Consider the following 25,554-nt stretch of genomic DNA (forward strand, 5'->3'; position numbering starts at 1 on the left):
CGAGAACGGCGAGAGAGTAGGACGCCCGAGTACGGCGAACGAGCGAGCAGTAGACGGACGAAGACACCCGACGACCACCGACTCGCTCGGTGGTCGCGACCGTCTCGACGGACCGCGGGGGGTCCGAGAGACGGACCGTGGGCGACGCTCGACGACACACCACCCGCAGCGGTGGGTCCGACCCGGACGGCCGCTCTCAGTTCTGCAGTCCGCGTGCGACGGCTCTCGCGACCGCACGGGCACGGTCGGCGGTCGCCTCCGGGAGTGCGCCGGCCGCGACGGCCGCGTCGAGTTCGTCGTCGTCGACGCGTTCCACGGTGCCGTCGGGGTACTTCACCACGTCGACGTGGAGGTCGACGTACCGGACGGCGTCCGGGAACACCTCGACCGGGGTACAGACGTTGACGTAGGTGCCCTTCGACTCCCCGTCGGCGCTGCGGTACACCGTCGGGTACCACCAGCGCCCCTCGACGAACTTCGTCCGCGCGGTGTCGCCGGCGGCCCGGGGGGTCCCGAGCGCGTCGTAGGTGCCACCGGCCGACATCGACCGCTCGACGGTGACGGTGCCGTCCGGCTCCCGCGAGACGACCTCGCCACGACCCAACGAGACGAGCCGACCGTCCGGTTTCCCGTGGTCGATCCCGATCCGGTCACCCTCGACCGGCCCGAACTGGTCGGTGACGACGGCGAACGGGAAGTCGAGATCGGCCGCGTCGTCTGCGTCGGCCGTGTCGCTCGCACCCGTCGCGTCACCGCGCTCCTCGGCCTCCGCGGCCGTCGCGTCACCGCTCCCACCGACATCCGCGTCGTCGAACGAACACAGTGCCTCGGCGAAGTCGACCCCGGCACTCGCGTCGCGCGAGGCCGCCTTCGTCCGGTGGTGGCCCGGCATCGTACTCGTGACGGCACGCCGGTGGTCGTCGAGCGCGAACCGCGAGACGCGCCCGAACCACACCCACGCCGTCGCGAGCGGCGTCACGAGTGCCGGGGAGCGGTCGTCCGGCCCGTCGGTGTCGTCCCCGTCGCGGGCGAGTGGGTCGCCGCCGCCGTCCCCGTCGAGTGCGTCGTCCCCGTCGAGCGCGTCGTCGATCGCCGTCGCACGCTCGCCGGCGAGCGTCAGCGACGCGCGGAGCGCGTCCAGTTCCGCCTCGGGTGCCGCGCGGTTCCACTCGATCCCCCAGCCGTCGGGCGTCTCGGCGTCGAGGAGGTCCGTCATCCCCGCCAGTTCGCGGGCCGCTTCGGCGTCGCCGCCGCGGACGCGGGTCTCCTCGCGCCCGCGGACGAGCGTCGCCAGTCCGCCGGGCGCACGCAGCGTCGTCGTCAGCTCGGGCCGGTCGTCCGTCCACGGGGCGGTCGCCGTGTCGACCTGAACCAGAACCTCGTCGCCGGTCTCCACGTAGCCGTCCGCCTCGTCGAACGGGAGGTACCCCTCGTCGTCGTGGCCGCCGTCGGCGTCGACACCCAGGTCCACGACCGCGCCGCCACCGAGCGTCTCCGTCACGACGCCGTCGAACACCGCCGCCGTCGGCACCGGGTCCGTCCACGACAGCGCGTCGATCCCGACGGCACCGAGTCGCTCCCGGACCGTCGCCGTCGCGTCGGGTGCGCCGTGGACGCCGACCCCCTGTCGGTCCGGCCCGGTCGCGACCCGCGCGTCCCACGGGTGTCGCGAGAAGTCGGCGTCGAACCGTCGCCGGATCGGCGGCGACGCCTGCACCACCTCGTGGCCGGCCGCGTCGAACAGTCGCGTGAGCGCGGTGGTGTAGATCCCGCGGAGTTTCACCGCGACCGGCTCCGACGGGGTGTCGCCACCCGTCACAGTCGAGCCTCCTCGCGGGCGAAGCGGACGCGCTGGTGGACGGTCGGGCCCAGGGAGAGTTCGACGAGTGTCGGCGTGCCGTCGTCTTCGTCGAGGACGCGACCGCCCTCTACGGGCACACCCCAGCCGTCGAACCGGAGGTAGCCGCGGAGGTCCGCCGCGTGGGTGTACGTGTCGAGGAACTGCACCTCGTGGGAGACGACCCCGTCGCTCGCGTGTGCCAGATCCGCGTCGGAGTAGTACGTCCCGTCGTCCGCGAAGAACGCCTCCAGTGTCGCGGCGGTCTCGGCCGTCTGCTCGACGACGTGCTCGGAGGCCCGTTCGATCTCCGTCGTCGACAGTCCCACCTCCCGCAGTGCCGCCTGTGTCCGTGGGTCGAAGTGCACGGGGGGAGTTCGGTCCGCGGGCGTTTGAACCGTCCCATTTCGGTACGCCGGGCGACGGCCGTCTCCCGTCGTCTCTCCCCCGTCGCGTCGCCGCGGTCGGTCGTCCGGCTCCGTGTCGGGGCCGACACACCGAGGGATCAGTCGTCCGCGGCGGCGGCCCCGTCTCCCTCCCCCGCCTCCGCGTCGGCGTCCGCGCTCTCGGTCAGCAACCACTCGTCGGCCCACGACTCCAACTCCTCGAACACCGGACAGAGGCGCTCGCCCGCGGGGGTCAGACTGTAGTAGGTGGCGATGGGGCGGTCCTCGACCCGCCGGTCGACGAGGCCGGCCGCCTCCAGGTCGTCGAGCACCCGCGAGAGCGTCCGGGAGTTGGCACCCGTCGCGCGCTTGAGTTCGTTGAACCGGTGCTCCCCGTCTTGGAGCCCGTGGAGGACGATCAACCGCCACTCCGAGCCGATCTCCTCGACGGCGCGCACGACCGAACACACCTCGCTGTTCGTCTCCGCGACGCTGTCGCCGCTCGTCGCGTCACCCGTGCTCGTCGCCGTGTCGTTCGCTGCCGTCGTGTCGCTCTCGTCGACTGCCGTCTCTCCGTCGCCCGTCGCCGTCTCCGTCCCGTCGCCCGCGGTGTCTGGTGTCGACATCGGTGTCTCGACACAACTCGGTACTGCGACTACAAGTGGCTTCCGACCGACAGCAGGTGTCACTGTGAAACCGGGCAGTGTAGAGTCGACCGTCGCCCGTCGTCGGTGGACGACGACCGCAGCGCCGACTCCCTCACGGGTGGGCGGAGGTCACCCCTTCACCAGTCGGCCGTCGTCGACGGCGAGGACACCGCGATCGACGGCGTACTCCACGATCCGGTCGACCTCGCCGTCGTCGAGACCGTACGCGCCGGTCGCCAGGTCGGCGAACTCCGCGCGGTCGACCGGGAACTCGCGATTGTTCAACAGCCGCATCACGCGTCTGAACTGGGGCGGCTCCTCGCCCACCTGCTCGTCGCCGGTCGCCTCGGTCGTCGTCTCGTCGTCTCCGGGCTGCGGTGCTCCCTCGGCCGTCGAGCGATCGTCGGTGTCGTCCGTCGCGGTCACGGAGTGGCCGTCGGTCGCCGCGCCGTCCTCCGCGGTGGTGTCCGTCGCGAGCGGGTCGTCCGTCGCCGCGTCGTCTTCTCCGCCACTCGTCGCCGTCGGATCGGCTCCGTCTCCCGCCGCCGTCGAGTCGTCCGCACTCACGTCGACGGTGATCCCGTCGCCGTCACGCGTCTGTCCGGCGTCTCGCGTCCGACTGCCTTCGTCCGTCTGCCTCTCGTCCGTCTGCCTCTCGTCCGTCTGCCTCTCGTTCGTCTGGCCCTCCCCTCGGCCACGAGAGACGCGATCCCCGTCCGCGCGGTCGGCGGGTCGACCGGCGTCGGTCCCCGTGTCGACTCGTCGTCCGCCGGACGCGCCGTCGTCGGCCGCGTCGCCCCCGGCGCTCGCCTCGGCGGCGTCGAGTCGGTCGAGGAGTGGTTCGATGGCGACAGCCAGCGTCTCGCGACACTCCCCACACAGCACGAGTCGCCGCCGGTCGGTCGGCGACCGCTCGGGCGGCTCCGGTCCCACCTCGTAGGCCCCCACGGCCGGAGCGTCACAGAAGTCGCAGTCGAGTTCGTGCACACCGACGTGTGGTCGGCCGGCGGTGGTGAGTGTTGTGCCTCTCGGGGGGGGCCGCAGCGACCGGCCACGACACCGGGGTTCAACTACACCCACACCCAACGGAGGCGTATGCGTCTGGCACTCCTCTCGGACATCCACGGCAACGAGGTGGCGCTGACGGCGGTGTTGGCGGAACTGTCCGACCTCGACCCCGTCGACCGACTCCTCTGTGCCGGCGACGTGGTCGGCTACAACCCCTGGCCCGCCGCGTGTGTCGAGACGATCCGAGAGCGCGACGTGCCGACGGTGCTGGGCAACCACGACCGCGCCGTCGCCGACGGGAGCGGCTTCCGGTTCAACTCGATGGCCGCCGCCGGCGTCGAGTACGCCCGCGAGCAGTTGGCCGACGACGCGCTCGCGTGGCTCGGCGACCTCCCGGAGCGACGACGCGTCTGTGACGACCGCGTGGTGATCGCACACGGCCACCCGGAGCGACCGGACCACTATACCTACCCCGAGGAGTTCGGCCCGGAGTTGCTGGCGGCCGCCGACGACCCCGACCTGCTCGTGTTGGGGCACACGCACGTCCAACACCACGAGGTGTACGCCGACGGGATCGTCTGTAACCCCGGCAGCGTCGGCCAACCCCGCGACGGCGACCCGAAGGCGGCGTTCGCCGTCGTCGACCTCGACGAGCGGACGGTGACGGAACACCGCGTCGCGTACGATATCGACGCGGTCGCCGCCGCCGTCGAGGCGGCGGGACTCCCGAAGAAGATCGGCCAACGACTGTACGAAGGTCGGTAGTCGGATCGACCGGTCACGGCGGCGTCGCGGGCGACGTGGCGGGTGTCGTGGTGACCGGCGTCTCGGTGCCGAGAGCGGCGTGGTCAGGCCCGGTCGACGCCCTCGTGGACGATCGACACCTGCTCTTGGACGGTCGAGAGTACCTCCTCGCGTTCCGTCCAGTCGACGAAGACGGCGACGGAGGTGGCGGAGGTGACCAGGTCGTGGATCGTCACACCCGCCTCCGAGATGGGGCCGACGATCTCGTTGATGACGCCCGGGCGGTTCGGCAACTCCCCACCCATCACGCGGACGACCGCGAAGTCGGACTCGTTGGTGACCGACGACAGCGACTCGTCGTCGACCACCTCCTCGTGGAGCGTCGTCTCGGCGGTCTCCGCGTCGTCGGCGTCGACGTAGAACGTCAGCGAGTCCATCCCCGAGGCGACGGCGTCGACGTTGATCCCCTGCTCGAACAGTGCCTCCGAGAGGTCCGAGAGGATCCCCGGCCGGTTCCGGATCGCACGCCCCGCGACGGTGATACACGCCAACGGGTCCTCCTCCATGTCGACGATGTTCTGGAACGTCCCCTCGATGTTCGTCCCACCCGTCGTCAGGTCCCCGTGCTGGTAGTGGAGCACCCGCACGTCCAGGGCCTCGTCTTTGTACGACAGCGCGGAGGGAGCGATCACCTCCGCGCCGCGGAACGAGAGGTTCCGGAGTTCGTCGACGGTGATCCGCGCGACGTTGCGGGCCCCCTCGACGACCCCGGGGTCGCCGGTCATCACACCCTCCACGTCGGTGACGATGACGACCTCGTCGGCGTCCATGTAGTTACCCAACATCACGGCGGTCGTGTCCGAGCCACCGCGGCCGAGCGTGGTCACGTTCCCCGCGGGCGTCTCCGCCAGGAAGCCCGTGACGACCGGCACCGTGTCGTCCATCGCGTCGGCCAACGCCGCGGCTCGCTCGCGGGTCGTCTCGGGGTCGACCTCCCCGTGGCTGTCGGTGATGACGGGCCAGAGGTCGCCGCCCGGCTCGACGAAGGTGGCGTCCACGTCGCGGGCCGCCAGCGCGGCCTTCAACATTCGGACGGAGGTGCGTTCCCCCATCGAGACGATCTCCGCGCGGTCGGCGTTGTCCGCCTCGAAGGTGATGTCGTCGAGTAGTTCGTCCGTCGTCGACCCCATCGCGGAGGCGACGACGGCGATCTGGTGACCGTCGGCGACGACGGAGGCGATGGAGTCGGCCGCCCGCTCGACCCGCTCGCCGGTGCCCAGCGACGTGCCGCCGAACTTCGCTACGACGCGCACCCGTGGCCCCCCGGACGTACCGCTGCGTGGTCGGCTTCGAGACGCCCCACGGCGTGGTCGGTTGCCGTCGTCACGAGCCGGAGACCGCCGGCGGCGAGTAGCCTGCCGTCGGTCGGTCTCCCGTCGGTGTCCGTGTGCATGGCAACGAGTAACGCTGGTTCCCGTTTAACGCTGTCCACTCCGGCGACTGCTCGCGCCGAACGGGTCGGACGAGCGGCGGGCGGCGACGGCGGCGAGTCGTCGGAGAGCGTCTCGGCGGCAGCCCCTCAGAAGGGTGCCTCGGAGCCGCCGTCCGCGTCCGTGGTGGTCGTGTCCGTTCCCGTCGGCCCCTCGTCGGGTTCGCCGGCCGCCGCAGGGGTCTCCAGGGGCCCCTCCCAGGCTTCGAGTCCGCCGGCGAGACTCTCGACGGTCGCGTCCGTCCCCTCGAAGGAGCCGATCAGTCGTGCGGCCTTCACGCTCGCCTTCCCGTGTGGGCAGACCGTGACGACGTGGTCCGCGTCGCGCAGCGCGTCGACACGCTCGGGCAACTGTTGGAGCGGGACGTTGTCCGCCCCCGGGATGTGCCCGCGTTCGAAGGCGGTCGGGTTGCGGATGTCGACGATCCGTCTGTCCGTGTCGTCGTCCAGGCTGTCGCGCAGCTCCGCCGGCTCGATCTCGCCGTCCATACCCACGCCACGGGTGGGGACGGCAAGAGCCCGTCGTCACGGCACGACACTCGTCGTTACGAGCCGACACGACGCCCACCGTCACGGCACGACGCTCGTCGTTACGAGCCGACACGACGCCCACCGTCACGGCACGGGGCGACACCCGTGTCGACGGCGAGACGGGCACGTCGAGAGGAGACAGTCCGTCACAGGAGATCCGCCTCGCGAGCCCACAGCAACGGCGTCACCGTCCAGCCGGTTCGAACACCCTCCAGCGTCTCCGCGAGGAACGTCTCAGGGTCGCGGCGGTGGACCGTCAGCCACTCCCCGTCGTCTGGATCGGGATCGCGTTCGGTGAGCGCCGTCGCGTACACGACGTGTCTCGTCAGTCGGAGGACACCGGCCGGGTGGTACGCTCCGAGGTGGGTCGTCTCGCCGGCCTCGTAGCCGGTCTCCTCCCGGAGTTCTCTGCGTGCGGCCGCGGCCGGCTCCTCGTCGTCTTCCACACCGCCGCCCGGACACGACTCGAACCGCCGGCGGAACCGGGGACGGTACTGCTCGACGGTGACGAGCCTGTCCGCCTCTCGGTCGTGAGCGACGACCGCGACCGCTGGGTCCTGGCTGGCCCAGTAGTAGTCCGCGGTCTCGCCGTCTGGCCGGCGGACGCGGTCACGCCCGGTGTCGACCCACGGGGTCTCGCGGAACGTCTCCGTCTCCACGACCGGCCACTCCGCGTTCGTCTCCGGCGCTACGCCGTTGGCGTCCGTCTCCGCCACCGCGTCGTCCATCTCCGTCTCCGGCCCCACGTCGTCCGCGTCCCTACTCACAACAGCCCCTCCTCACTGGCGAGCAACACACCTTCGAGCGTCGCGTCGTTCGTCGGCTGCTCGCGGGCGATGGCGACGGCCTCGTCGACGGGAACCGTCCGGGGTGTGAGGAACTCGTTGTCGTCGAGCGACTGTTCGACCGGCGTGAGGTCCTCGGCGAACACGAACCCGCGGCGGTGGCGCAACAGCCCGGTCGTGCAGGCCACGTCCTGTAACAAGGAGAGACTCCCGGCGTCGAAGCCCGTCTCCTCACGCAGCTCCCGGCGAGCAGCGGTCGTGTACGACTCCCCCGCCTCGACGATCCCCGCGGGCAGTTCCATCTGTGTCTCCCGGACGGTGGGGCGGTACTGTTCGACGAACAACAACTGGTCGTCGGCCCGTGCCAGGACGACGACGGCGGTCGCCAACTCCGCCCAGTAGTAGCGTTTCGTCGTGCCGTTCGGCTGTTCGACGAGGTCGTAGCCGGCCTGCACCCAGCCGGTCTCGTACTCCAAGCTCGACTCCACCACCGGCCACGCCGGCTCCCCCGGCCAGTCGTGGCGGCGGCCGTCCTCGAGTAGTCCGGCCGGCGGTGCGGCCGGGTCGTCGTCAGTTCCGTCTGCGTCGTGGCTGCGCCCGTCTGCGTCGTTGCTGCGCCTGTCTGGGTCGTGTTCGCTCCCGTCTGCGTCGTGTCCACTGGCGTCCTCGGTCACGACCCCACTCCGGGCGCCGCGGGCCTCTCCGTTTCGGTTCTGCGGCAGAGTGGCGGTCCGGGAGACGGCCACGGAGAGCAGCCGACCGTCAGTTCTGCGCGACGCGGACGCGGTAGCGTGTCCCCTCGAACTCGACGAAGACGCCGTCGGTCGTCGTCGCGTTCGCGGGGGCGAACGACCGGAACGACTCCAGTTCGTCGAACGGGGAGTGGGTGAACGACTCCTTGACCCCGACCGGGCCGCGGCGGTACGGCTTCGAGCGGTTCGCGGGGCCCTCGACGGCGGAGAAGAAGTACTCGAAGCGGCGCCGCGTGAGGTCGTCGGTCCCCTCGGCGGTGAGGTTGTACGCCGGGCCGGACTCGGCGGTCGGCTCCGCGGTGAGGTAGTACGGCTCCCCCGAGCCGAGCAGCGAGGGGACGGCCCCCAACGCGAGGAGGACGAGGACCGACGCGAGGAGGCCGTACACGAACTTCCGCGTGATCGGGCGCATACGACCACTACCCGACTCGGGCGCAAACCCGTTACGTTACGCCTCGGGGTCGGCGGGGTCGTCGACACCCGGCTCGTCGCCGTCGACGGTGCCGTCTCGACTCCCGCCATCTCCGCTGTCTCCGTCCGTCTCGTCGAGTACGTCGCGGTAGAGTCGCCCGAACGCCTGACGGCGGAGGGTGCCGACGGCGGCCTCGCGTTCGTCGACGAAGGTGGCGGCGACGACGTGGTCGGCGAACGGCGGCGCGTGCCAGACGACGCGGTCGGCGTGCTCGCTCCCCTCGACGACCGGCTCGTACTCGGGGTTGGCGTCACACCACGCCTCGAACGCCGCGCGGTCGCCGACCTGGACCGCCAACAGCGAGGCGAACAGGGCGTCGCGGACGGACGCGATCACGTCCTCGTCGACACGGTCGGCGTACTCTGCGCGGTCGAACGCCATCGCCTTCGCCGCCTCGCGGGTGACCACCTTCGCCGTCGCGACCAACGACGCGTACTCCTCGCGGGCCGCCGCGACCGTCTCGGGTGCGAGTGTCCCCTCGCGCTCGACAGTCGTGTCGGTGTCGTCGTCCATACGACACGCTGAGGCGGCGACGCGAAAGAGTCGTTCGACCCGTCCGCGACGCGCGCGTCGAGCAGGTACCGAGCCGGACCGACGGTCGGGACGGGAGCCCGCATCTCCCGTCGTTTGAAGTGTCCGCTCGGCGACGCCGCGACCGTGGACGAGTACGGTTACGTCGTGAACGTCGACGGAGCGGTGTACCGAGACGGCGAGTACCTCCTGATCGAGCGGGCGGCCGACGAGGCCCACGCCGCCGGAGTGCTCGGGCTCCCCGGCGGCAAACTGGAGGCGCCACCCGGGGAGCGCGACGCACTCGATGCCACCGTCCGGCGAGAACTCCGCGAGGAGGTCGGTGTCGTGGTCGACCGCGTCACGGTCGTCGCCAGCGGGACCTTCGAGACCGACGACGGCACCGCGTGTCTGAACGTCGTCTGCCTGTGCGAGTACGCCGACGGAGAGGCGCGCCCGGTCGCGGCCGACGAGGTCGCGGGCGTCGAGTGGGTGTCGCTCGCGGCGCTCGACGAGCGGTCCGACGTACCAGGGTACACGGAGCGGTACCTCCGCGACGCGGACGAGGCACGCCCCGACCGCGGGTGGTGAGGCGACTCGCTCGGCCGAGTGCGGAGTCACGTGACCGGACGAACCCCCCGTGGCCGACCGAATCGGGGAGCCGGTCGACCGGACGACTCTTGCCCGTAGAGTCGCTGGTACGGTCGTGACAGAACGACTCCGCGAGGGCGTCTGGTGGATCGAGGGGTCGGCGTCGAACGTCTTCCTCGTCGAGGACGACGACGATCTCGTCTTGCTCGACGCCGGGACGCCGAGCGACGCCGACGCGATCCGGGAGGGGGTCGTCGCGGCGGGGCACGCGGTCGCCGATGTGGACCGCGTGCTGCTCACCCACTACGACTACGACCACGTCGGGGCGCTGGCGACACTGCCGGCGCTCGACGCGCCGGTGTACGCCCACGAGCCGGACGCCTCCTTCCTCGACGGGAGTGCGACACCCGGGCTCTGGCCCCACAAGGCGCTGCTCCAGCGAGTGACCCGCCCGTTCCTCGACCACCCGTCGCTGCCGGTCGAACGAGTCGCGGACGGCGAGACGGTCGGGAGCTTCACCGCCCACCACACACCGGGACACGGCCCCGGCCACCTCGCGTGGGTGAGCGAGCGGCTCGACACGGCGTTCCTGGGTGACCTGGTGCGCGAGGCCGACGGCGCGTTGTCCCCGTCCCCGTGGGTCGTCAGCTACGACACCGCGACCGTCGCCGACAGCGTCCGGCAGTTGGCCGACCGCGACCCGACCGTCTCCGTCGCCGGCATGGGTCACGGGACGCCGCTGCAGACCGGCGCGAGCGACGCCCTCCGACGACTGGCGGTCGAACTCGACTGACCACTCCCCCCACCGACGGTGTCGACATACACCGAAGATCGGGTGAAACTCGTCAGAAACGTTTAGTTCTCTTGTGTGGTACGTATCCTCAATGTCAGAGTCGATTCCGTCGGATCCCGACGAGCAGGACCCGGAGTCGGGCGAGCGAGTCCAGCGCGCCGACGGCGGCGTCGTCACCGACGAGCCCCGCCGGCTCCTGGGTCGGGAGGCGACCGCGGAGGCGGCGGGCACGGTCGGCGAGTCGGGGAAGGCGTCCGAGGCAGCCACGACGACGCCGGACGCGACGACGACCGACGACGACGTGCGACTCTGTTGGCTCGACGGAGACGACGCGGCCACGTTGATCGAGTCGTTGTCCTCCGAGACCGCGCGATCGATCCTCACGGCGTTACACGAGCGGCCGCGGACCGCCTCGGAGTTGGCCGAGGCGGCCGACACCTCCGTCCAGAACGTGCGCCACCACCTCGACAACCTCCGCGACGCGGACCTCGCGGAGGTGAGCGACACCCGGTACTCGGTCAAGGGGCGCGAGATGGACGTGTACGCGCCGACGGACGAACAGACCGTCGTCGCCGTCGGTCGCGAGACGGAGGAGTCGTCGTTGCTCGACTCCCTGCGGAGTCTGTTGGGCGGCGTCGCCGTCCTCGCCGCCGGCAGTCTCCTCGTCCAGGCGACGTTCGGTGGCGGCGGCGGTGGCGTGACACGGGTGCCCGACGCCGTCGGCGGGACGGCGGCACAGACGGGCGGTGTCGCACCCGGACTCCTCTTCTTCGCCGGTGGACTGCTCGTGGCGGCGACCGTCCTCGCGCTCGCGAGACGCGACCGTCGGTGAGGTGATCGACGTGACACCGCTCTCTGATCGCGGTGTCGTCGTCCCGTCGCCCGACGAGCCGTCCGTCCCACGAGACGGGGGTGACAGACCGGCGAGCGGCACGCCGGTCGGCGGGGCGTGACCGCCGGGCGGCGGCAGGTACAGGGAGTGATCCTCGTCGCGCTGTTGGTGTGTAGCACCGCGACCGCCGGGGTGGTCGACGGGACGACGGCCGTCGGCGACGACCGGTTCCTCCCGGACGAACTCCACACCTTCGCGGCCGGTGACACCGCGTCGGTCGGCGGTGCCGACGGGCCGCGCGTGGGTGACACCACGGGTGCGACACCACGAGACGGGACGGTCCGTGTCGGCGTCGTCGGGAGTGCCTTCGATCCGGACCACGCCTCCGTGGCGGGACGCGTCGACGGGCACAGGCGACTCGGTGGTGGCCCGTTCGGCCTCCAGCGGACGAGTGAGACGAGTCACGACACGGCGGTCGCCGAGATCGTCGCCGAACGGAGTCCCTCGGCCCGGCTCTACCTCGCGAGTGTCGGGGCCAGTCCGACGCCCGACCGGTACGCGACGGCCGTCGACTGGCTGCTGGCGAACGACGTGGACGTGATCGTCGACGCCGGGAGCTACTTCCCGCGGACGGACGACGCCCTGCGGCAGTTCGAGCGCGTCGCCGGCCGCGCCGCCGGGGAGGGTGCCGTGTTCGTCACCTCGGCGGGCAACTACGCCGAGCGGCACTGGCGCGGTCGCGTGAGCGACCCCGGGTGGGCCGCGTTCGACCGGTCGGGGGCCACCCGGAACCCACTCGGTGAGGGGATCACGGACGGTCGCGTGACACTCCGTCTCTACTGGGAGAGTGACGCGAACTACGACCTCTACGTCTACCGGCGCGTGCCGGACGGGCCGGACGAACTCGTCGCCAGTTCGACCCGCGACGCCGGGCGCGTCGAGGCCGTCGACACCCGGCTGTCGGGCGGCGAGTACTACGTCCGGGTGTACGGCCACGGCGGTACCGGGACCGTCGACCTGTTCGCGGCGCGGACGCAGTTGGGCCACACGACGGCGACGGGGAGCGCACTCCCGCCGGCGACGGTCGACGGCGTCGTCTCCGTCGGCGCCGTGACGGACGCCGGCCGCGTCGAACCGTACAGTTCGGACGGCGAGGACGTGAGCGCGATCGACACGGTCGACACGGACGCCGCGGGGCGGTTCGAGGGGACCTCCGCCGCCGCGCCGGTCGTCGCCGGCACCGTGAGTACGATGGTCGCACACGCCGGCAGCGACGGCGTGGCGCCGACACGCGTCGAGGAGATCCTCCGCGAGACCGCAGACGGCCGCTACGACCGGGTCGACCCCGACCAGGCGGTGGCGCGGGCAGAGAACGTGACCGCCGGAGGACCCTCGTGACCGACACCTCACACGGCGCCGCCGACGGTGACGGGTGGCTCCCGGAGCGGCCGCTCGGCGACCGAATCGCGGAGTACTGGGAGTGGGTCGCGGTCGCGTTGTTCCTGTTGACGACCGTCGACACACTGACGACGGCGTACGCGGCGGCGGCGGTCGGTGTCGCCTACGAGGGGAACCCGCTGGTCCGGCACCTACTCGCGCGGTCGGTGTTCGCGGTCGCGGCCGTCAACGTCGCCGCCGCGGTCGTCGCCGCCGTCGGGTTCCGTGGCGTCGTGGCGACGCTGCGGCGGACGCCGCCGCGCGTGCGACCGTACTACGCGCTGGTCGTCGAGGTGTGGCTCGGGCTGCTCGTCGCCGCCGGACTCCTCGTGTTCGCCAACAACGTCGCCGTGATCGTGCTCGGGGAGAGTCTGTTGTGAGAGCGGCGTGGCAGCGGAGCGGCGGCATGGCACCACGGCGACGCAGCGGCACGGCGCCACGGCGACACCGCTCGTCGCCTCTTCGTGAGGGCGTCACACGGCCGAACGCCGTTCGACGGTCTTAAGACGCTCGTCCGTGACGTTTCCGACGAGACAGGCATCCGCCTGTTTCACTGACCCGTAGGAGCGTTCCTGCGTACTACGGAGGTGAAAGATGGCAGATTCAATCGAAGACGCAGTCTCCCAGGCGCTCGAGGAGGCCCCCGGTCGCAACTTCACGGAGACCGTGGACCTCGCAGTCAACTTGCGCGATCTGGATCTGAACGACCCGTCGAATCGTGTCGACGAGGAGGTCGTCCTGCCGGCCGGTACCGGTCAGGAGACCTCCATCGTCGTGATCGCGGAGGGCGAGACCGCCCTCCGTGCGGAAGACGTCGCCGACGAGGTGCTGTCGGGCGACGACCTCGCGGACCTCGCGGACGACGAGGACCGCGCCAAGGACCTGGCGGAGGAGACGGACTTCTTCGTCGCCGAGGAGGCGCTGATGCAAGACGTGGCGTCGAACCTCGGTCGCATCCTCGGTCCCCGTGGGAAGATGCCGACGCCGCTGGGCGTCGACGAGGACGTCGTCGAGACCGTCAACCGCATGACCAACACGGTCCAGCTCCGGTCCGGTGACCGACGCACGTTCCACACGCGTGTCGGTGCCGAGGAGATGGACGCGGAGGACGTCGCCGACAACATCGGCGTCATCCTCCGTCGGCTGGAGGCGGACCTCGAGAAGGGGCCGTTGAACATCGACAGCGTCTACGTCAAGACGACGATGGGACCGGCCGTGGAGGTGCCCGCATGAGCGACGCCGAGACCACCCACAAGACCGCGAACGTCCCCGAGTGGAAGCGCCGCGAGGTCGACGAGCTCGTCGACTTCGTCGAGTCGTACGACGCGGTCGGTGTGGTGGACCTCACGGGCATCCCGAGCCGACAGTTGCAGGACATGCGCCGCGAACTGCACGGGCAGGCCGCGCTGCGGATGAGCCGCAACACCCTGACGGTCCGCGCACTCGAAGAGGTCGGCGGAGAGGTCGCCGAGCTCGCCGGGCACATGACGGGCCACGTCGGGCTGATCGGCACGAACGACAACCCGTTCGGACTCTACCAGCAGCTGGAGGCGTCGAAGACCTCCGCGCCGATCGGTGCGGGGGAGATCGCGCCCAACGAGATCGTGATCCCCGAGGGCGACACCGGTGTCGACCCGGGGCCGTTCGTGGGTGAACTCCAGCAGATCGGCGCAGACGCGCGGATCCAGGAGGGGTCGATCCAGGTGCTGTCGGACTCCGTCGTCGCCGAGGCCGGCGACGAGGTGTCTGCAGACATGGCGAACGTGCTGGGCGAACTCGGCATCGAGCCGAAGGAGGTCGGACTCGACCTCCGTGCCGTCGTCGCCGACGGCGTGTCGTTCGACCCAGAGGACCTGGCGATCGACGTCGACGAGTACCGCGCGGACGTGGAGGCGGCCGCCGCAGCGGGGCGGAACCTCTCGATCAACGCCGCGTACCCGACCGCGCAGACGGCCGGTGCCCTGCTGGGCAAGGCCGCCAACGAGGCGAAGGGCCTCGGCGTGTTCGCGGCCATCGAGGACGAGGCGATCATGCCCGACCTCGTGGCGAAGGCGGACGCACAGGTCCGGGCCATCGCCGCGGAGATCGACGACGAGGACGCGCTCCCGGAGGCACTCCGGGACCTCGACGCGCCGGCGGCCGCAGACGCGGCCGACGACGCGGGAGACGACGACGAGGCGGACGCCGACGAGGCAGACGCCGACGAGGCACAGGACGACGAAGACGACACCGAGGACGACGGCGACGACGACGGTGCCGCCGGCCTGGGTAACATGTTCGGAGACTGACACGGAGGATCAACGATGGAGTACGTCTACGCAGCACTCATCCTGAACGAGACTGGCGCAGAGATCACCGAAGAGAACGTGACCGGCATCCTGGAGGCGGCGGGCGTCGACGTGGAGGAGTCCCGCGTCAAGGCGCTGACCGCGGCCCTCGAGGACGTCGACATCGAGGAGGCCGTCGAGTCGGCGGCCGCCGCACCGGCCGCAGCAGCCGGCGGTGCCGCCGGTGGTGCCGAGGCCGACGCGGCCGACGAGGACGACGAGGACGACGACGCCGAGGAGGAGGCCGAGGAGGCCGACGCCGAGGACGACGACGAGGACGACGGCGACGCCGGCGAAGGGCTCGGCGAGCTGTTCGGCTGATCGGCAGTCACACCCTCGATCCGCACGGACACGACTTCTTTCGACGCGACCCGGCGAGTGGCGACCACGTGACCTTCCCGGGCCGGTCGGGACTGCAGACGCGACCCGGCGAGTGATGACGACGTGACTCCCCCGAGCCGGTCGGAACTGCAGACGCGACCCGGCGAGTAACGACACCGGGAGGGGGCGGTGTTCAGATAAGGATGAGTAGTCAGACGAGACTATCACTCAGGAAGCCCCGAGGGGATCGCGGTCGCTCGGTGACATATCGCGCCTCTCGGCACCGTTCGGCGCGATAGGGGCCGCCGAGACGACTGAAGTGAACGCGATCCCCTCGCCCCTTCCAGTCCCGCCCGAATCCGCCCCGCACAGCGCCTCACCCTCCCCAGCCTCGTCGCTCGCTTCGCTCGCTCCTCCCTCGCGCGTTTCTCGCGCGCCACCCGCAATCGTCGGCTTATCTGAACACCACCCAGGAGGGTACCCGTACCCTCAAGTATGGAACCGGGACCAGTGGGCACGTGTCCCCGTCGCTCGTCGCGTCTCTCGTCGCCGTCCTGCCCTCCGTCGGGAGCGGTGCGGCCGGCGGGCCGCTCGCGGCGGCGACGCTGTGCGGCTGTGCGCTCGGGCTCTGTAGCGGGCTCCTCCCCGGATTGCACGCGAACAACCTCGCCGTGTTGCTGCTCGCGGCGGCCCCGCGGCTCGGACTCGCGCCGCTCCCGTTGGGGTGTGCGATGCTCGCGGCCGGGGTCGTGCACACGTTCCTCGACGTGGTCCCCTCGCTGGCGCTGGGCGTCCCGGACGCCGCGATGGCGGCGAGTGCGCTCCCCGGTCACGAACTCGTCTTGGGCGGTCGTGGACGGGAGGCACTCCGGCTGTCGGCGGTCGGGAGCGGGGCGGCGCTGCTCGTCGCGGTGCCGGTCGCCGTGCCGCTGACCGCCGTCGCGGCCGACCTGTACCCGCGACTCCGCCCACACCTCCCACTCGTGCTCGGCGCGGTCGTCGTGCTCGCCATCGCCACGGAGACGACGTGGCGCCGTCGCGCGGCGGGGGCGGCCGCCTTCTGTCTCGCCGCCGGGCTGGGCGCCGCGACGCCGGAGACGACGCCCACGGCACCCGTCGCCGCGGGCGGGACACTCACGCCGCTGTTCGCGGGACTGTTCGGCGCCCCCGTGTTGCTGGACGCGCTCGACGGCGGTGGTGTGCCGCCGCAGGCGGACGCGCGACTCGCGTTGTCGCCGCGCTCGCTCGGTGTGGCGGCGGCGGCCGGCACCGGCGCGGGTGCGGCGGTCGGCTACCTCCCCGGCGTCTCGGCCGGCGTCGCGTCCGTGGTCGCGCTCCCGTTCACCCGCGGGGAGTCGCCGGCACGCGAGTACGTCGTCGCCACCAGCGGCGCGAACACGGCGACGGCGGCGTTCGCGCTGTTCGCGTTCGTCGTGCTCGGGACGCCACGCTCCGGCGTGTTGGTGGCGATGTCCGACGCCGGTGTCCCGCGGCGACTCCCCACGCTGCTGGCGGCGACGGCGGTCGCGGGAGTGGTCGGCGTCGCGGGCGTGTTCTGGCTCGGCGACGCCGCGTTCCGCGTGGCGCGGTGGGTCCCACAGCGGACACTGGTCTGTGTCGTGTTGGTCGGCGTCGTCGGCCTCTCGGTCGCGTTCGCGGGGGTGACCGGACTCGTCGCGTTCGCGGCCGCGACCGCCGTCGGGTTCCTCCCGCCGCGCTTCGGCTGCCGACGCGTCCACCTGATGGGCGTGCTGCTCGGACCACTCGTGTTCGGCGTGTGACCGGCACGGCCGACCGGTCCGTCGCGTCGATCGCTTTCCCGTGGGTCCCCGACAGCAGCGGTCTCCGTGGGTCTGCACCCGACGCCGTGTCGGCGTCCGGGCCGTGTACGAAAGACAACGGTTAAAGCCCGCGGCACGCTCGTTCGGAGTATGAGCGACGCCGAACAAGCGGAGCGCGCCGAGCGCCGGTGCGTCTCCTGTGGCATCAACGTCGCCGGCCTCTCGGCCGCGTCGTTCGACTGCCCCGAGTGTGGAACCGGCATCGACCGGTGTGCGACCTGCCGGAAGCAGAGCAAGCTCTACGAGTGTCCCAGCTGTGGGTTCAGGGGGCCGTGACGATGGGGAAGGTCGCCGCCCAGCTGAAGGTCATGCCGGAGAGCCCGGAGATCGACCTGGACGCGCTCCAGGAGACCCTCGAAGAGGCCCTGCCGGAGGGTGCCGAGATCACCGGCTTCGACCGTGACGACGTCGCCTTCGGGCTCGTCGCACTGCTCCCGACCGTCGTCGTCGCCGACGACGAGGGCGGGACGGAGGCCGTCGAGGAGGCCTTCGCCGAGGTCGAGAACGTCGAGTCGGTGTCCGTCGAGAGCGTCGGCCGTCTCTGAGTCGGTCCGAGACACCGCAGATTCGTTCTCTCGCGTCACGCGTCGTCGAAGAGCGTCGCGGTTCTCGTTCGTCGTCGGCGTCGCGGTCAGCGCTCCAGCGAGACGGCGTCGAGTGTGGTGGTGTCCTACAGCCGAACCGACACGCCACGCTCGTCGAGGTACCGCTTCACCTCGCCGATCCCGAACTCGTCGAAGTGGAAGATGGAGGCCGCGAGGCCGGCGTCCGCGCCGGCCTCGGTGAACACCTCGTACATGTCCTCCGGACCACCACACCCCGAGGAGGCGATCACCGGCGTCGAGACGGTGTCACAGACGGCGCTCGTCAGTGGGACGTCGTACCCCTCCTTCGTCCCGTCGGCGTCGATGGAGTTGACGAACAGTTCGCCGGCACCGCGCGACTCCGCCTCGCTCGCCCACTCGACCACGTCCAGGTCCGTCCCCTCGCGGCCACCCTTCACCGTACACTCGAACCAACAGGACTCCCCGCCGACCTCGACGTAGTGTTCCCCCTGCTCGTCGAACCGTCGCCGCGCGTCGACGCTGATGACGATACACTGACTCCCGAACGCCGCCGCCCCCTCGTCGATCAGTTCGGGACGAGCGATGGCGCCGGAGTTGATCGACACCTTGTCCGCGCCCGCACGGAGCGTCTCCTTCACGTCCTCGCGCGTCCGGATGCCGCCGCCGACCGTCAACGGAATGAACACCTCGTCGGCGACCCGTTCGACCGTGTCGAGCATCGTCGCCCGGCCCTCCGCGCTGGCGGTGATGTCGAGGAAGACGAACTCGTCTGCGCCGGCCGCGTTGTACTTCTTGGCCATCTCCACCGGGTCCCCGGTGAACTGGAGGTCCTCGAAGTTCACCCCGGTGTAGACGGCGGCGTTCCCGTCGTCGTCCAAGTCCACGTCGATACACGGGATGATACGCTTCGTGAGTGTCACTGGCAGAAAGTTTGCGGGAGTGCGGTTTGTCGGTTTCGACCGACCTTTTTCACTCCTCGGGTGGCGCGCAGCGCGCGCCACCCGAGGAAAAAAGCTCGATCAAAAAGGGCCGCGAGCGCGCCGTTCGGCGCGCTCGCGGTGGATTGCGGTGCCGCGACCGCCGCCGCAACCGCCCCGCACCGCCTCCGCTACCGCGACCGCCCCGCACCGCCTCCGCTACCGCGACCACCCCATGCCGCCTCCGCTACCGCGACCGCCCCACACCACTCCGCTCCGCGACCGCCGCCGCAACCGCCCCGCACCGCCTCGGCACCGTTCCACACCGATTCGACTCGTCACCGTCCCCACCTCTGTCGTCGTCCCGTCTCTCCGCCGACCCCGTGTCGGGGACACTGCCTGTGGCGCGGGACGACACGCGCCTGCGACACGGTACACCGCTGGTGTACGACGTCCCGGGCGCGTCTCCACGGTCGACCACCCGGCGTGGCGAGGACTGTCGGGGCGCTCCCGGTCGGCAGTTCCACAAGCGACTTTGCCCGTCCCCGCCCACTGCCTCCAATGATCGGAATCGTCGGCGGCGGCCTCGCCGGCCTCGCGGCCGCCTACCGACTCCAACAACGCGGCTACGAGGTCACCGTCTACGAGGCCGGCGGTCCCGAGGCACTCGGTGGACTCGCACGCACCTACGAGACGAGCGGCGACGACATCGAACAGTTCTACCACCACCTCTCGAAGAACGAACGGACCATCGTCGAGTTGGCCGAGGAGATCGGCGTCGGCGACAGCGTCGAGTGGCGCGTCGGCGAGAACGCCTACTACGTCGACGGCACCGTCCACCCGATGGACACCCCGTGGCAACTGCTCGCGTTCCCCTACTGGAGCCTCTACGACACCTTCCGACTCGGGATGCTCACCCTCGACGTGGACGTGCGCGGCGGCGTCCCGTCGTTCGACACCTACGAACGACTCGAAGACTTCGAGGACCAGACCGCCGTCGAGTTCGCCCGCGAACACACCACGGAGAACGTCTACGAGACCTTCTTCGACCCACTGCTGGAGGCGAAGTTCGGCTCCCGGAAGGCAGACGTGAGTGCCGCGTGGCTCCTCGGCCGGATCAAGTTCCGCGGGGAACGCGACCTCCTCCGCGGCGAGATCCTCGGCTACTTCGAGGGCGGGTTCCGGACGTTCCTCGACGCCCTGATCGACGCCGTCGGCCGCGAGAACGTCGAGACACACGCCCGCGTGACCGACCTCGCGACGGACGACGGCGCCGTGGACTCGATCACCGTCGAGCGAGCGACCGAGCCCGTCGCTGCCGACGGCGGGGCGAGTGCGGCCGACGGCAGCGGTGTCGATACCGACGCGACCGACACCGGCGCGGTCGACACCGGCGCGGCCGGCTCCGGTGGCCCCGACGCGCGGTCGACCGGCTCCGGCGGTCCGCCGGCGACGGAGACCGTGACGGAGTCGGTCGACGACCTCGTCGTGGCGACGATGCCGAACGTGTTGGAGTCGCTGACGGGGTACCCCTGCGAGGTGGACTTCCAGGCGTCCGTCTGTGCCGTCGTCACGCTCTCGGAGGGACTCACCGACACCTACTGGCTCAACGTCGCCGACGACGCCCCGTTCGGCGCGCTGATCGAACACACGAACTTCGTGCCACCGGAACGCTACGGCGGCGACCACCTCCTGTACCTCGCCAGCTACGTCCAAGACGAGTCGGCGTGGCTCTGGCAGGCCGACGACGACGAGGTCGAAGAGCGGTGGCTCGCGGGTGTCGAGGACCTGTTCCCGTCGTTCGACCGCGCGAGCGTGGAGTCGTTCCAGCTCGCTCGCGCCCCCCGCGCCGCCCCGATCTACGAGTGTGGGTACCTGGATCTCGTGGTGCCGTACGACCTCGGCGACGAGGTCGCGGAGGGACTGTACTACGCCGGGATGGCCTCCGAGGCACAGTACCCCGAGCGGTCGACGAACGGCGCCGTCCTCGCCGGCTACGAGTGTGCCGACCTGATCGACGAGCGCCGCGAGTGAGTGGGCGACGAGAGACGATCCGCCGTCACTCGGCCTCTCCGGTCTGTTCGTGCCACGAGTCGACGTGTGGGCCCTCGTTCTCGGGGCGGAACTGCTCGGGGTGTCGCCACCAGAAGTCGTCCGGATAGTAGTCGACGGCCACCACGTCGAGTTCGTCTCTGTGGGTGGGACACTCGTGTGTGTACTTCTGGTACAGTACTGCGTCCACACCCTCGATACGTCCACGTAGTCGATCCGGAACCTCGTCGGCAGAGAGGAACTGAAGTGCGTACTCGATCCCGCCCCTCCGCGACAGCGCGTGCGATGTCTCGATACCGACTGGGTCGAGACAGAACGCGGTGTGTACGTCGTCGGGGATGTCTCGGAGTAACCTCTCGATCCGCTCGACTAGTACGTCTTCGACAGCCAGTTCTCGCTTGCTAGTGATTCGGTCGAGGTCGCGAGCGAACTCCGCGCTCGGAGAGACCAGTTCCGACCCGTCCCGTCCAGTCTGCGCCCGCCACTCGCCGACGTAGCGGAGGTCTTGGATCGCGGCGACAGTGTCGGCGAGGTGCTGTTCGACACTCTCACCACGTCGAACGTGCTCTAGTCCCTCCGTCGCTCGCTCTCGAGCGTCGTCTATCAACCACTCGAAGGAGTCGCTCTCGTCGCTCATATCTCCGTGGTTAACCGACAGATCGTCTTTACTCCCTCACCGATGGTACTGTGAGTGTAGCGAGGGATCGTCCCCGTCCGTCGGTTCTGCTCGTCGGGTCGTCGGCCCACGTAGTCGACCACCGTTCGGCGCGACTCACTGGCCGAACAGTGCACGTTCGATCACCGCTCGGAGTGACCCGAACCGGTTCTCCGTCGCACTCGGTCCAGCGGTCCCACACCCGACAGCCACTCGTCACTCACGTCGCCGGCCGTTCCAGGTGCTCGGTACCCGTCGATCTCGGCGTCCGTCAGATCGTACCGGTCGTAGAACTCGGTGTGCTGGTAGCGGATCGTCTGTCTGAACAGGCCGTGTCCGAGCACGCGGAACGGGTCGGGTGGTTCGACTCCCAGTCGGAGGTACGCGTCTCGGACCTGACAGGTGAGGTGGTGTAACACCATCCCCTGGAAGACACCTGCCGACAGTGGCTCGTCGAGAGTCACTTCCGGTGGGAGGAGTTGGAGCCGAGCGTCTGTAGGCTCGTCTCGCGCGTGTGTTCGCTCCCCGGCCGTCGCCTCCTCGACACCCGTCTCCTCTCGCGTCTGGTAGAACACGTCCGGGGTCGACACTTCGAGGATCGGGTCGCGTCCGTCGAGGTGCGTCTCGACACGCTCACTCAGTCCCTCGAGTACGTCGTAGTGGTCCGTCACCCCACCCACGATGTCACTCGGGTCGAACGCTCGTGGGTCGTCCAGGTAGCTCTCGAAGTCGAGCCCGGTGAACAGATCCGCACGGACGACGAGCCCGCCACCGGCGTCGTGGTACGGACCGTCGACGACGGGATCGACCGTCGGACACACCACACTGTTGTACTGCCGTCTGCAGGCGCCGAAGTGGTGCTCGAACGTCTCGACGTCGAGCAGGAACACGGCTCCGACGACGTGAGCGAGCCACTCGGGAGTCGAGCGGCGCTCGAACGTCGGGTACCCACGTTCCCGCTGGACGTAGTACCGGGCGTAGTACTGTGCTCGTTCGATCCGGATTCTGTCGGCGTGTGTGTATCCAGATGGTCCCTTCGAGTAGCCATCCTGTTTGTAGCCGGTGATCTCGCCTGTTCTGTCGAGATCGATCAGGTGCTCTACGTCGGCGTGGTCGATAACACTGACCCCGACAACCTGCTCCCCCTCTCCAGTTATCTCTGCTCTCATCGGTTTCCTCGCTGACTCTGTGCTTGTTCTGGCTCTTCATCGGTCTCGAATGCATCGGAGCCGATCGTTTCGAAGAAGGCCTTCGCTCGCTCTTCGACACCGAGTGCTCTACACACTTCCCGTACGAGGTAGATGTCGCTTCGGTTGAGCTTGTCCTTACTCACCTTGATCGATCCACCGACCGCGATCGTGATCCCGAACGCGAGCCCCGTACTGAGGCCGAACTCGGTGGTCAACGTGTCGACGACAGTCTTCGTGGTACCGGCCGCAACTGCGTACTCCGCGTACAGATACGCCTCGCGGAGACGCTCCGAGTCTACGTCTTCGTCGGTGGTCAGAGGGGTCAAGTCCGCCTCTTCGAGACCGGTTCCGACCTCGTCCAACGAGACATCGCCACGGAGCAGATCACGACGTGTCTTGTCGACTCGCTGGACGTACACCTCGGTGTCGGCGAGTTTCTGAATCCCGAGTCGCTCATCACCCACGCTCTCAGAAGTACGGGAGTAGTTCGTATCGATGGTCTGTCCACCCGGCTCTACCGTATCGTTAGAGAACGGGCGGATCGTGACAGTCTCGTCAGGTGTCGACTCGCGGCGACCGAAGAACGGACTGTGTGTCGCCGACAGTGGGCACTCGGAGTGGCTCGAACTCTTCACGTCTCAGTCTCCTCCTCTGTGGACTCCAGTATCTCGTACAGGGACGACACGGGGTCCTGATCTGCTGGGCGAGGCTCGTCTCGCTCTACCACTCGTTGAATTGCCCAACCCGTCTCCCGCTCGTGAGTCAGCATATCGAGGAGTTCCATCAGCGTATCCTCACGTTGTGTCTCCTCTTCGAGCGGAAGTTCCCAGACGTGCTCGAGGAGACGACACACCACCCTCGCCTCGTTTCGAACTGTCGGGTCATCGAGAAACCGGTCGATCACCTCTTCGAGACCGAGTTCCGGCCGAAGAACGTCCTCGTCTTCGATCCGCTCCAGTTCGTGTGTGTTCCCGATGTCGTACTCCTCTAGTAGCTGTCGTACGCGAGTCGAGAGAATCAGTCGTTCCCCGAAGTCCCCAATCTCTTCGTCGTACACGTTCCCGATACCGAAGTCGTCACGATAGCCGGTCCCAGTCACCTCCAAGCCGTACACTGGAGGGATAGTCTCGTTCGGGTGCTCGTGCTCGAAGTGATCGGTCGTCTCGACAGAGATGTCCGACAGTTCGTACCCGGTGAGCGACGAGTCGTTGAGCCCGTCACCGAGAGCCTTCGTAATCAAGTAGCCTTCCTCCCACTGGACCAGATCGTCACCGGGCCACCACTCTACGTGTGGAGACTCGATGGGTCCGTCGAGATCGTATCCGCTTCTGTTCGGGTCAACGTACACCGGCTCGATGTAGAAGTACTCAGTCACTCTCAGATCCCTCCGTGTACATCTCCGGGAGGAAGTGGTGTCCGAGTTCTCTGTCTAACTCTTCGACCCTCTCCAAGAGATACTCTCTGATCTCTCTCCGTAGTCGCTTCACCTCTTCGGGAACCTCTGGCGACTCGACACGGGATGCTGCTTCACGGGGAGAGAGTTCCTCTGGATCGTCGCTGACGTGTCTTCGATACGCTCTCGACCACTTCCGCTCTAGCTTTCTGAGTTCTGCATCTCGGTACACCCGATTCCACTCGACACGAATGACACTCTGGTGTAACTCCGCCTGCACGTCGTTCGGGATGCCTCTGAGGTTCTCGACGGAGTGCATCTCTCGGGGGGAGAGCAGTCCTGGGAAGAATGGTCTACCTCCTGGTTGAATGATCTGCTGTTCGATGGCGTGGTGAACGTTTCCGACCAGGTTCTCTTCGAGTTCCTCGACATCGTAGAGTTCTGGGTAGGCCGCTTCGAACACGTCGCGGTGCACCCCATCGGCAGTTGGATCTCTTTCGTCGCTGATTTCCCCGATTTCCAGCTGCTCGTCTCCAGTCACCTCCGCAGGGTGTGCGAGGTTCTCGTCTGGTGCAGCGTCGATCTCCTCGGTCGCCGACTCACGCGCTTCCAACAGTTCTCTGTACTCCTCGTACTTCCGCCGCTGGAGCAGGAGTGCGACGCTGTCACCGGTGTCGAGATTCGCCGATGCGTCGGGACCCGGATCGGAGACCTGCTCGCCCGTCGGGAGTCTCGCCACACCGTCTGTCTGTTGGCGGACGTGCGCTAATTCGTGGGCGAGGACGTGTTGCCCCTCCGCGGACTCAGGGTCGTACTCGCCAGCGCCGAAGGCGACGTGGTTGCCGACGGTGAACGCCCGCGCGTTGATCTGCTCCGCTGCCGCGGCCGCCTTCGGACCGGTGTGGATCCGTACGTCACCGAGCGAGTCGCCCATCCGCTCTTCGACGGCACGCTGGATCGAGGTGTCCAACGGTCGGCCGGGTGAGGAGATCACCTCACGCACGGAGTCGGGAACGCCAGCGTCTCCGTCGGGACCACGACGCCGGTCTCTGTTGACTTTGCCGGTGTTGTCCATCCGCGAGAGCCGGTTGAAGTGCTCGATGTCCCAGGGAATCGGCGTCCCCTTCCGGTCGCGGAACCGCTGCATCTTGGTCTTGTGGCCCATCGCGGCGATGGGCATCCCCTCGTCGATCCACCGGAGAACCTGCCCGCCGTACCCCTTCTCTAGCCGCTGGAGTTCCTGGAGTTCGTCGACGCTCGAGATCTCCCGACCGTAGTACTCCTCGATGTCTTCCTTCGTCGTCGGGCCAACGGTAGTCGGACCCACGTCCGCACGCGACGGCCACCGCTGCGGGCCGTCGCTCTCGCCGGACTGGTCACTGTCCGTCTCGGTCCTCTTTCCTCGATCACGCAGTGCCTGGTATCCCATCGTCCCTTGCCGGTTGGTGTGTCTGCTCGTAACTTGATTCTTCCCACTG

At 69.3% G+C, this 25,554-nt stretch carries 30 protein-coding genes; 13 read left to right on the forward strand and 17 right to left on the reverse strand.

The window, feature by feature from the left end:
* Positions 1–196: 196 nt before the first annotated feature.
* From RYH80_RS10325 to RYH80_RS10340, 4 genes are all read right to left on the reverse strand, one after another.
* Complete coding sequence (locus RYH80_RS10325) at positions 197–1,819, reverse strand: ribonuclease FAU-1 family protein (RefSeq protein WP_370903785.1); 1,623 nt, start codon at positions 1,817–1,819, stop codon at positions 197–199.
* Entirely contained in the window at positions 1,816–2,205 is a 390-nt protein-coding gene (locus tag RYH80_RS10330; RefSeq protein ID WP_370903786.1) for a DUF7532 family protein, read from the reverse strand. The genes RYH80_RS10325 and RYH80_RS10330 overlap by 4 nt, the downstream gene beginning before the upstream one ends.
* Positions 2,206–2,342: 137 nt before the next feature.
* The gene (locus RYH80_RS10335) at positions 2,343–2,693 is read right to left on the reverse strand and encodes a winged helix-turn-helix transcriptional regulator (RefSeq protein WP_370904700.1); all 351 of its coding nucleotides are present in this window, start codon (positions 2,691–2,693) and stop codon (positions 2,343–2,345) included.
* Positions 2,694–2,999: 306 nt separating this feature from the next.
* Positions 3,000–3,857 carry a DUF8528 domain-containing protein gene (locus RYH80_RS10340; protein WP_370903787.1) on the reverse strand — a complete coding sequence of 286 codons (858 nt, stop codon included), beginning with the start codon at positions 3,855–3,857 and terminating at the stop codon, positions 3,000–3,002.
* A 108-nt stretch (positions 3,858–3,965) separates the two neighbouring features.
* On the opposite strand from RYH80_RS10340, the gene RYH80_RS10345 reads away from it, so the two are divergent.
* Positions 3,966–4,643 (forward strand): metallophosphoesterase family protein, encoded by a 678-nt coding sequence (locus tag RYH80_RS10345; protein WP_370903788.1) that lies wholly within the window; start codon positions 3,966–3,968, stop codon positions 4,641–4,643.
* An 83-nt stretch (positions 4,644–4,726) separates the two neighbouring features.
* Here RYH80_RS10345 and RYH80_RS10350 read toward each other — a convergent pair whose 3' ends face one another.
* The 7 genes from RYH80_RS10350 to RYH80_RS10380 form a co-directional block, all read right to left on the reverse strand.
* On the reverse strand, positions 4,727–5,935 hold the full coding sequence (locus RYH80_RS10350; protein ID WP_370903790.1) for an aspartate kinase: 1,209 nt from the start codon (positions 5,933–5,935) through the stop codon (positions 4,727–4,729).
* Positions 5,923–6,075: a hypothetical protein gene (locus RYH80_RS10355; RefSeq protein WP_370903791.1), complete on the reverse strand. Its 153-nt coding sequence runs from the start codon at positions 6,073–6,075 to the stop codon at positions 5,923–5,925. Before RYH80_RS10355 ends, RYH80_RS10350 begins: the two co-directional genes overlap by 13 nt.
* A 126-nt stretch (positions 6,076–6,201) precedes the next feature.
* Positions 6,202–6,600: a rhodanese-like domain-containing protein gene (locus tag RYH80_RS10360; protein ID WP_370903792.1), complete on the reverse strand. Its 399-nt coding sequence runs from the start codon at positions 6,598–6,600 to the stop codon at positions 6,202–6,204.
* Between the two features lie 188 nt (positions 6,601–6,788).
* The gene (locus RYH80_RS10365) at positions 6,789–7,409 is read right to left on the reverse strand and encodes an NUDIX hydrolase (protein ID WP_370903793.1); all 621 of its coding nucleotides are present in this window, start codon (positions 7,407–7,409) and stop codon (positions 6,789–6,791) included.
* Complete coding sequence (locus tag RYH80_RS10370) at positions 7,406–7,918, reverse strand: NUDIX hydrolase (RefSeq protein ID WP_370904701.1); 513 nt, start codon at positions 7,916–7,918, stop codon at positions 7,406–7,408. The genes RYH80_RS10365 and RYH80_RS10370 overlap by 4 nt, the downstream gene beginning before the upstream one ends.
* A 271-nt stretch (positions 7,919–8,189) precedes the next feature.
* Positions 8,190–8,591 (reverse strand): hypothetical protein, encoded by a 402-nt coding sequence (locus tag RYH80_RS10375; protein ID WP_370903795.1) that lies wholly within the window; start codon positions 8,589–8,591, stop codon positions 8,190–8,192.
* A gap of 36 nt (positions 8,592–8,627) precedes the next feature.
* Positions 8,628–9,164 (reverse strand): DUF5809 family protein, encoded by a 537-nt coding sequence (locus RYH80_RS10380; protein ID WP_370903796.1) that lies wholly within the window; start codon positions 9,162–9,164, stop codon positions 8,628–8,630.
* A gap of 144 nt (positions 9,165–9,308) precedes the next feature.
* On the opposite strand from RYH80_RS10380, the gene RYH80_RS10385 reads away from it, so the two are divergent.
* The 11 genes from RYH80_RS10385 to RYH80_RS10435 all read left to right on the forward strand — a co-directional run bounded on the left by RYH80_RS10385 (position 9,309) and on the right by RYH80_RS10435 (position 17,848).
* On the forward strand, positions 9,309–9,752 hold the full coding sequence (locus tag RYH80_RS10385) for an NUDIX hydrolase (protein ID WP_370903797.1): 444 nt from the start codon (positions 9,309–9,311) through the stop codon (positions 9,750–9,752).
* 115 nt (positions 9,753–9,867) lie between these two features.
* On the forward strand, positions 9,868–10,545 hold the full coding sequence (locus RYH80_RS10390) for an MBL fold metallo-hydrolase (RefSeq protein WP_370903798.1): 678 nt from the start codon (positions 9,868–9,870) through the stop codon (positions 10,543–10,545).
* A gap of 91 nt (positions 10,546–10,636) precedes the next feature.
* Positions 10,637–11,377: an ArsR/SmtB family transcription factor gene (locus RYH80_RS10395; protein WP_370903799.1), complete on the forward strand. Its 741-nt coding sequence runs from the start codon at positions 10,637–10,639 to the stop codon at positions 11,375–11,377.
* Positions 11,378–11,494: 117 nt separating this feature from the next.
* Positions 11,495–12,775, forward strand: coding sequence for a S8 family serine peptidase (locus RYH80_RS10400; RefSeq protein WP_370903800.1), 1,281 nt, complete (start codon positions 11,495–11,497; stop codon positions 12,773–12,775).
* Complete coding sequence (locus tag RYH80_RS10405; RefSeq protein ID WP_370903801.1) at positions 12,772–13,194, forward strand: DUF5658 family protein; 423 nt, start codon at positions 12,772–12,774, stop codon at positions 13,192–13,194. Before RYH80_RS10400 ends, RYH80_RS10405 begins: the two co-directional genes overlap by 4 nt.
* Before the next feature lie 214 nt (positions 13,195–13,408).
* Positions 13,409–14,047, forward strand: coding sequence for a 50S ribosomal protein L1 (locus tag RYH80_RS10410; RefSeq protein WP_370903802.1), 639 nt, complete (start codon positions 13,409–13,411; stop codon positions 14,045–14,047).
* Complete coding sequence (locus tag RYH80_RS10415) at positions 14,044–15,102, forward strand: 50S ribosomal protein L10 (RefSeq protein ID WP_370903803.1); 1,059 nt, start codon at positions 14,044–14,046, stop codon at positions 15,100–15,102. The genes RYH80_RS10410 and RYH80_RS10415 overlap by 4 nt, the downstream gene beginning before the upstream one ends.
* Positions 15,103–15,117: 15 nt before the next feature.
* On the forward strand, positions 15,118–15,462 hold the full coding sequence (rpl12p, locus tag RYH80_RS10420) for a 50S ribosomal protein P1 (protein WP_370903804.1): 345 nt from the start codon (positions 15,118–15,120) through the stop codon (positions 15,460–15,462).
* A 518-nt stretch (positions 15,463–15,980) separates the two neighbouring features.
* On the forward strand, positions 15,981–17,243 hold the full coding sequence (locus tag RYH80_RS10425) for a tripartite tricarboxylate transporter permease (protein WP_370903805.1): 1,263 nt from the start codon (positions 15,981–15,983) through the stop codon (positions 17,241–17,243).
* A gap of 150 nt (positions 17,244–17,393) precedes the next feature.
* Positions 17,394–17,579 carry an HVO_2753 family zinc finger protein gene (locus RYH80_RS10430; protein WP_370903806.1) on the forward strand — a complete coding sequence of 62 codons (186 nt, stop codon included), beginning with the start codon at positions 17,394–17,396 and terminating at the stop codon, positions 17,577–17,579.
* 2 nt (positions 17,580–17,581) lie between these two features.
* Entirely contained in the window at positions 17,582–17,848 is a 267-nt protein-coding gene (locus RYH80_RS10435) for an elongation factor 1-beta (RefSeq protein WP_370904702.1), read from the forward strand.
* Between the two features lie 125 nt (positions 17,849–17,973).
* Here RYH80_RS10435 and hisF read toward each other — a convergent pair whose 3' ends face one another.
* Positions 17,974–18,789 (reverse strand): imidazole glycerol phosphate synthase subunit HisF, encoded by an 816-nt coding sequence (gene hisF, locus RYH80_RS10440; RefSeq protein ID WP_370903807.1) that lies wholly within the window; start codon positions 18,787–18,789, stop codon positions 17,974–17,976.
* 558 nt (positions 18,790–19,347) lie between these two features.
* On the opposite strand from hisF, the gene RYH80_RS10445 reads away from it, so the two are divergent.
* A complete protein-coding gene (locus RYH80_RS10445; protein ID WP_370903808.1) occupies positions 19,348–20,820 on the forward strand; it encodes an NAD(P)/FAD-dependent oxidoreductase in 1,473 nt (490 codons plus the stop codon).
* 25 nt (positions 20,821–20,845) lie between these two features.
* On the opposite strand, the gene RYH80_RS10450 is transcribed toward RYH80_RS10445, so the two are convergent.
* From RYH80_RS10450 to RYH80_RS10470, 5 genes are all read right to left on the reverse strand, one after another.
* Positions 20,846–21,475, reverse strand: coding sequence for a hypothetical protein (locus RYH80_RS10450; RefSeq protein ID WP_370903809.1), 630 nt, complete (start codon positions 21,473–21,475; stop codon positions 20,846–20,848).
* A gap of 161 nt (positions 21,476–21,636) precedes the next feature.
* Positions 21,637–22,662, reverse strand: a complete 1,026-nt coding sequence (locus RYH80_RS10455; protein WP_370903810.1) for a DUF7958 family protein — start codon at positions 22,660–22,662, stop codon at positions 21,637–21,639.
* The gene (locus tag RYH80_RS10460) at positions 22,659–23,318 is read right to left on the reverse strand and encodes a hypothetical protein (protein WP_370903811.1); all 660 of its coding nucleotides are present in this window, start codon (positions 23,316–23,318) and stop codon (positions 22,659–22,661) included. Before RYH80_RS10460 ends, RYH80_RS10455 begins: the two co-directional genes overlap by 4 nt.
* Positions 23,315–23,740 carry a hypothetical protein gene (locus RYH80_RS10465; RefSeq protein ID WP_370903812.1) on the reverse strand — a complete coding sequence of 142 codons (426 nt, stop codon included), beginning with the start codon at positions 23,738–23,740 and terminating at the stop codon, positions 23,315–23,317. Before RYH80_RS10465 ends, RYH80_RS10460 begins: the two co-directional genes overlap by 4 nt.
* A 310-nt stretch (positions 23,741–24,050) precedes the next feature.
* Complete coding sequence (locus RYH80_RS10470) at positions 24,051–25,505, reverse strand: eCIS core domain-containing protein (protein WP_370903814.1); 1,455 nt, start codon at positions 25,503–25,505, stop codon at positions 24,051–24,053.
* Between the last annotated feature and the right edge of the window lie 49 nt (positions 25,506–25,554).

Origin of the sequence: Halobaculum sp. MBLA0147, from assembly GCF_041361345.1 — an archaeon.
GTDB lineage: Archaea > Halobacteriota > Halobacteria > Halobacteriales > Haloferacaceae > JAHENP01.

Excerpts from the sequence above, each read along its gene's own strand:
- RYH80_RS10380 (WP_370903796.1), bottom strand. The coding sequence starts at position 9,164 with ATGGACGACGACACCGACACGACTGTCGAGCGCGAGGGGACACTCGCA.
- RYH80_RS10395 (WP_370903799.1), top strand. The coding sequence starts at position 10,637 with ATGTCAGAGTCGATTCCGTCGGATCCCGACGAGCAGGACCCGGAGTCG.
- RYH80_RS10415 (WP_370903803.1), top strand. The coding sequence starts at position 14,044 with ATGAGCGACGCCGAGACCACCCACAAGACCGCGAACGTCCCCGAGTGG.
- RYH80_RS10435 (WP_370904702.1), top strand. The coding sequence starts at position 17,582 with ATGGGGAAGGTCGCCGCCCAGCTGAAGGTCATGCCGGAGAGCCCGGAG.
- RYH80_RS10360 (WP_370903792.1), bottom strand. The coding sequence starts at position 6,600 with ATGGACGGCGAGATCGAGCCGGCGGAGCTGCGCGACAGCCTGGACGAC.
- rpl12p (WP_370903804.1), top strand. The coding sequence starts at position 15,118 with ATGGAGTACGTCTACGCAGCACTCATCCTGAACGAGACTGGCGCAGAG.
- RYH80_RS10345 (WP_370903788.1), top strand. The coding sequence starts at position 3,966 with ATGCGTCTGGCACTCCTCTCGGACATCCACGGCAACGAGGTGGCGCTG.
- RYH80_RS10445 (WP_370903808.1), top strand. The coding sequence starts at position 19,348 with ATGATCGGAATCGTCGGCGGCGGCCTCGCCGGCCTCGCGGCCGCCTAC.
- RYH80_RS10375 (WP_370903795.1), bottom strand. The coding sequence starts at position 8,591 with ATGCGCCCGATCACGCGGAAGTTCGTGTACGGCCTCCTCGCGTCGGTC.
- RYH80_RS10455 (WP_370903810.1), bottom strand. The coding sequence starts at position 22,662 with ATGAGAGCAGAGATAACTGGAGAGGGGGAGCAGGTTGTCGGGGTCAGT.
- RYH80_RS10470 (WP_370903814.1), bottom strand. The coding sequence starts at position 25,505 with ATGGGATACCAGGCACTGCGTGATCGAGGAAAGAGGACCGAGACGGAC.
- RYH80_RS10355 (WP_370903791.1), bottom strand. The coding sequence starts at position 6,075 with ATGCACACGGACACCGACGGGAGACCGACCGACGGCAGGCTACTCGCC.
- RYH80_RS10410 (WP_370903802.1), top strand. The coding sequence starts at position 13,409 with ATGGCAGATTCAATCGAAGACGCAGTCTCCCAGGCGCTCGAGGAGGCC.
- RYH80_RS10450 (WP_370903809.1), bottom strand. The coding sequence starts at position 21,475 with ATGAGCGACGAGAGCGACTCCTTCGAGTGGTTGATAGACGACGCTCGA.
- RYH80_RS10430 (WP_370903806.1), top strand. The coding sequence starts at position 17,394 with ATGAGCGACGCCGAACAAGCGGAGCGCGCCGAGCGCCGGTGCGTCTCC.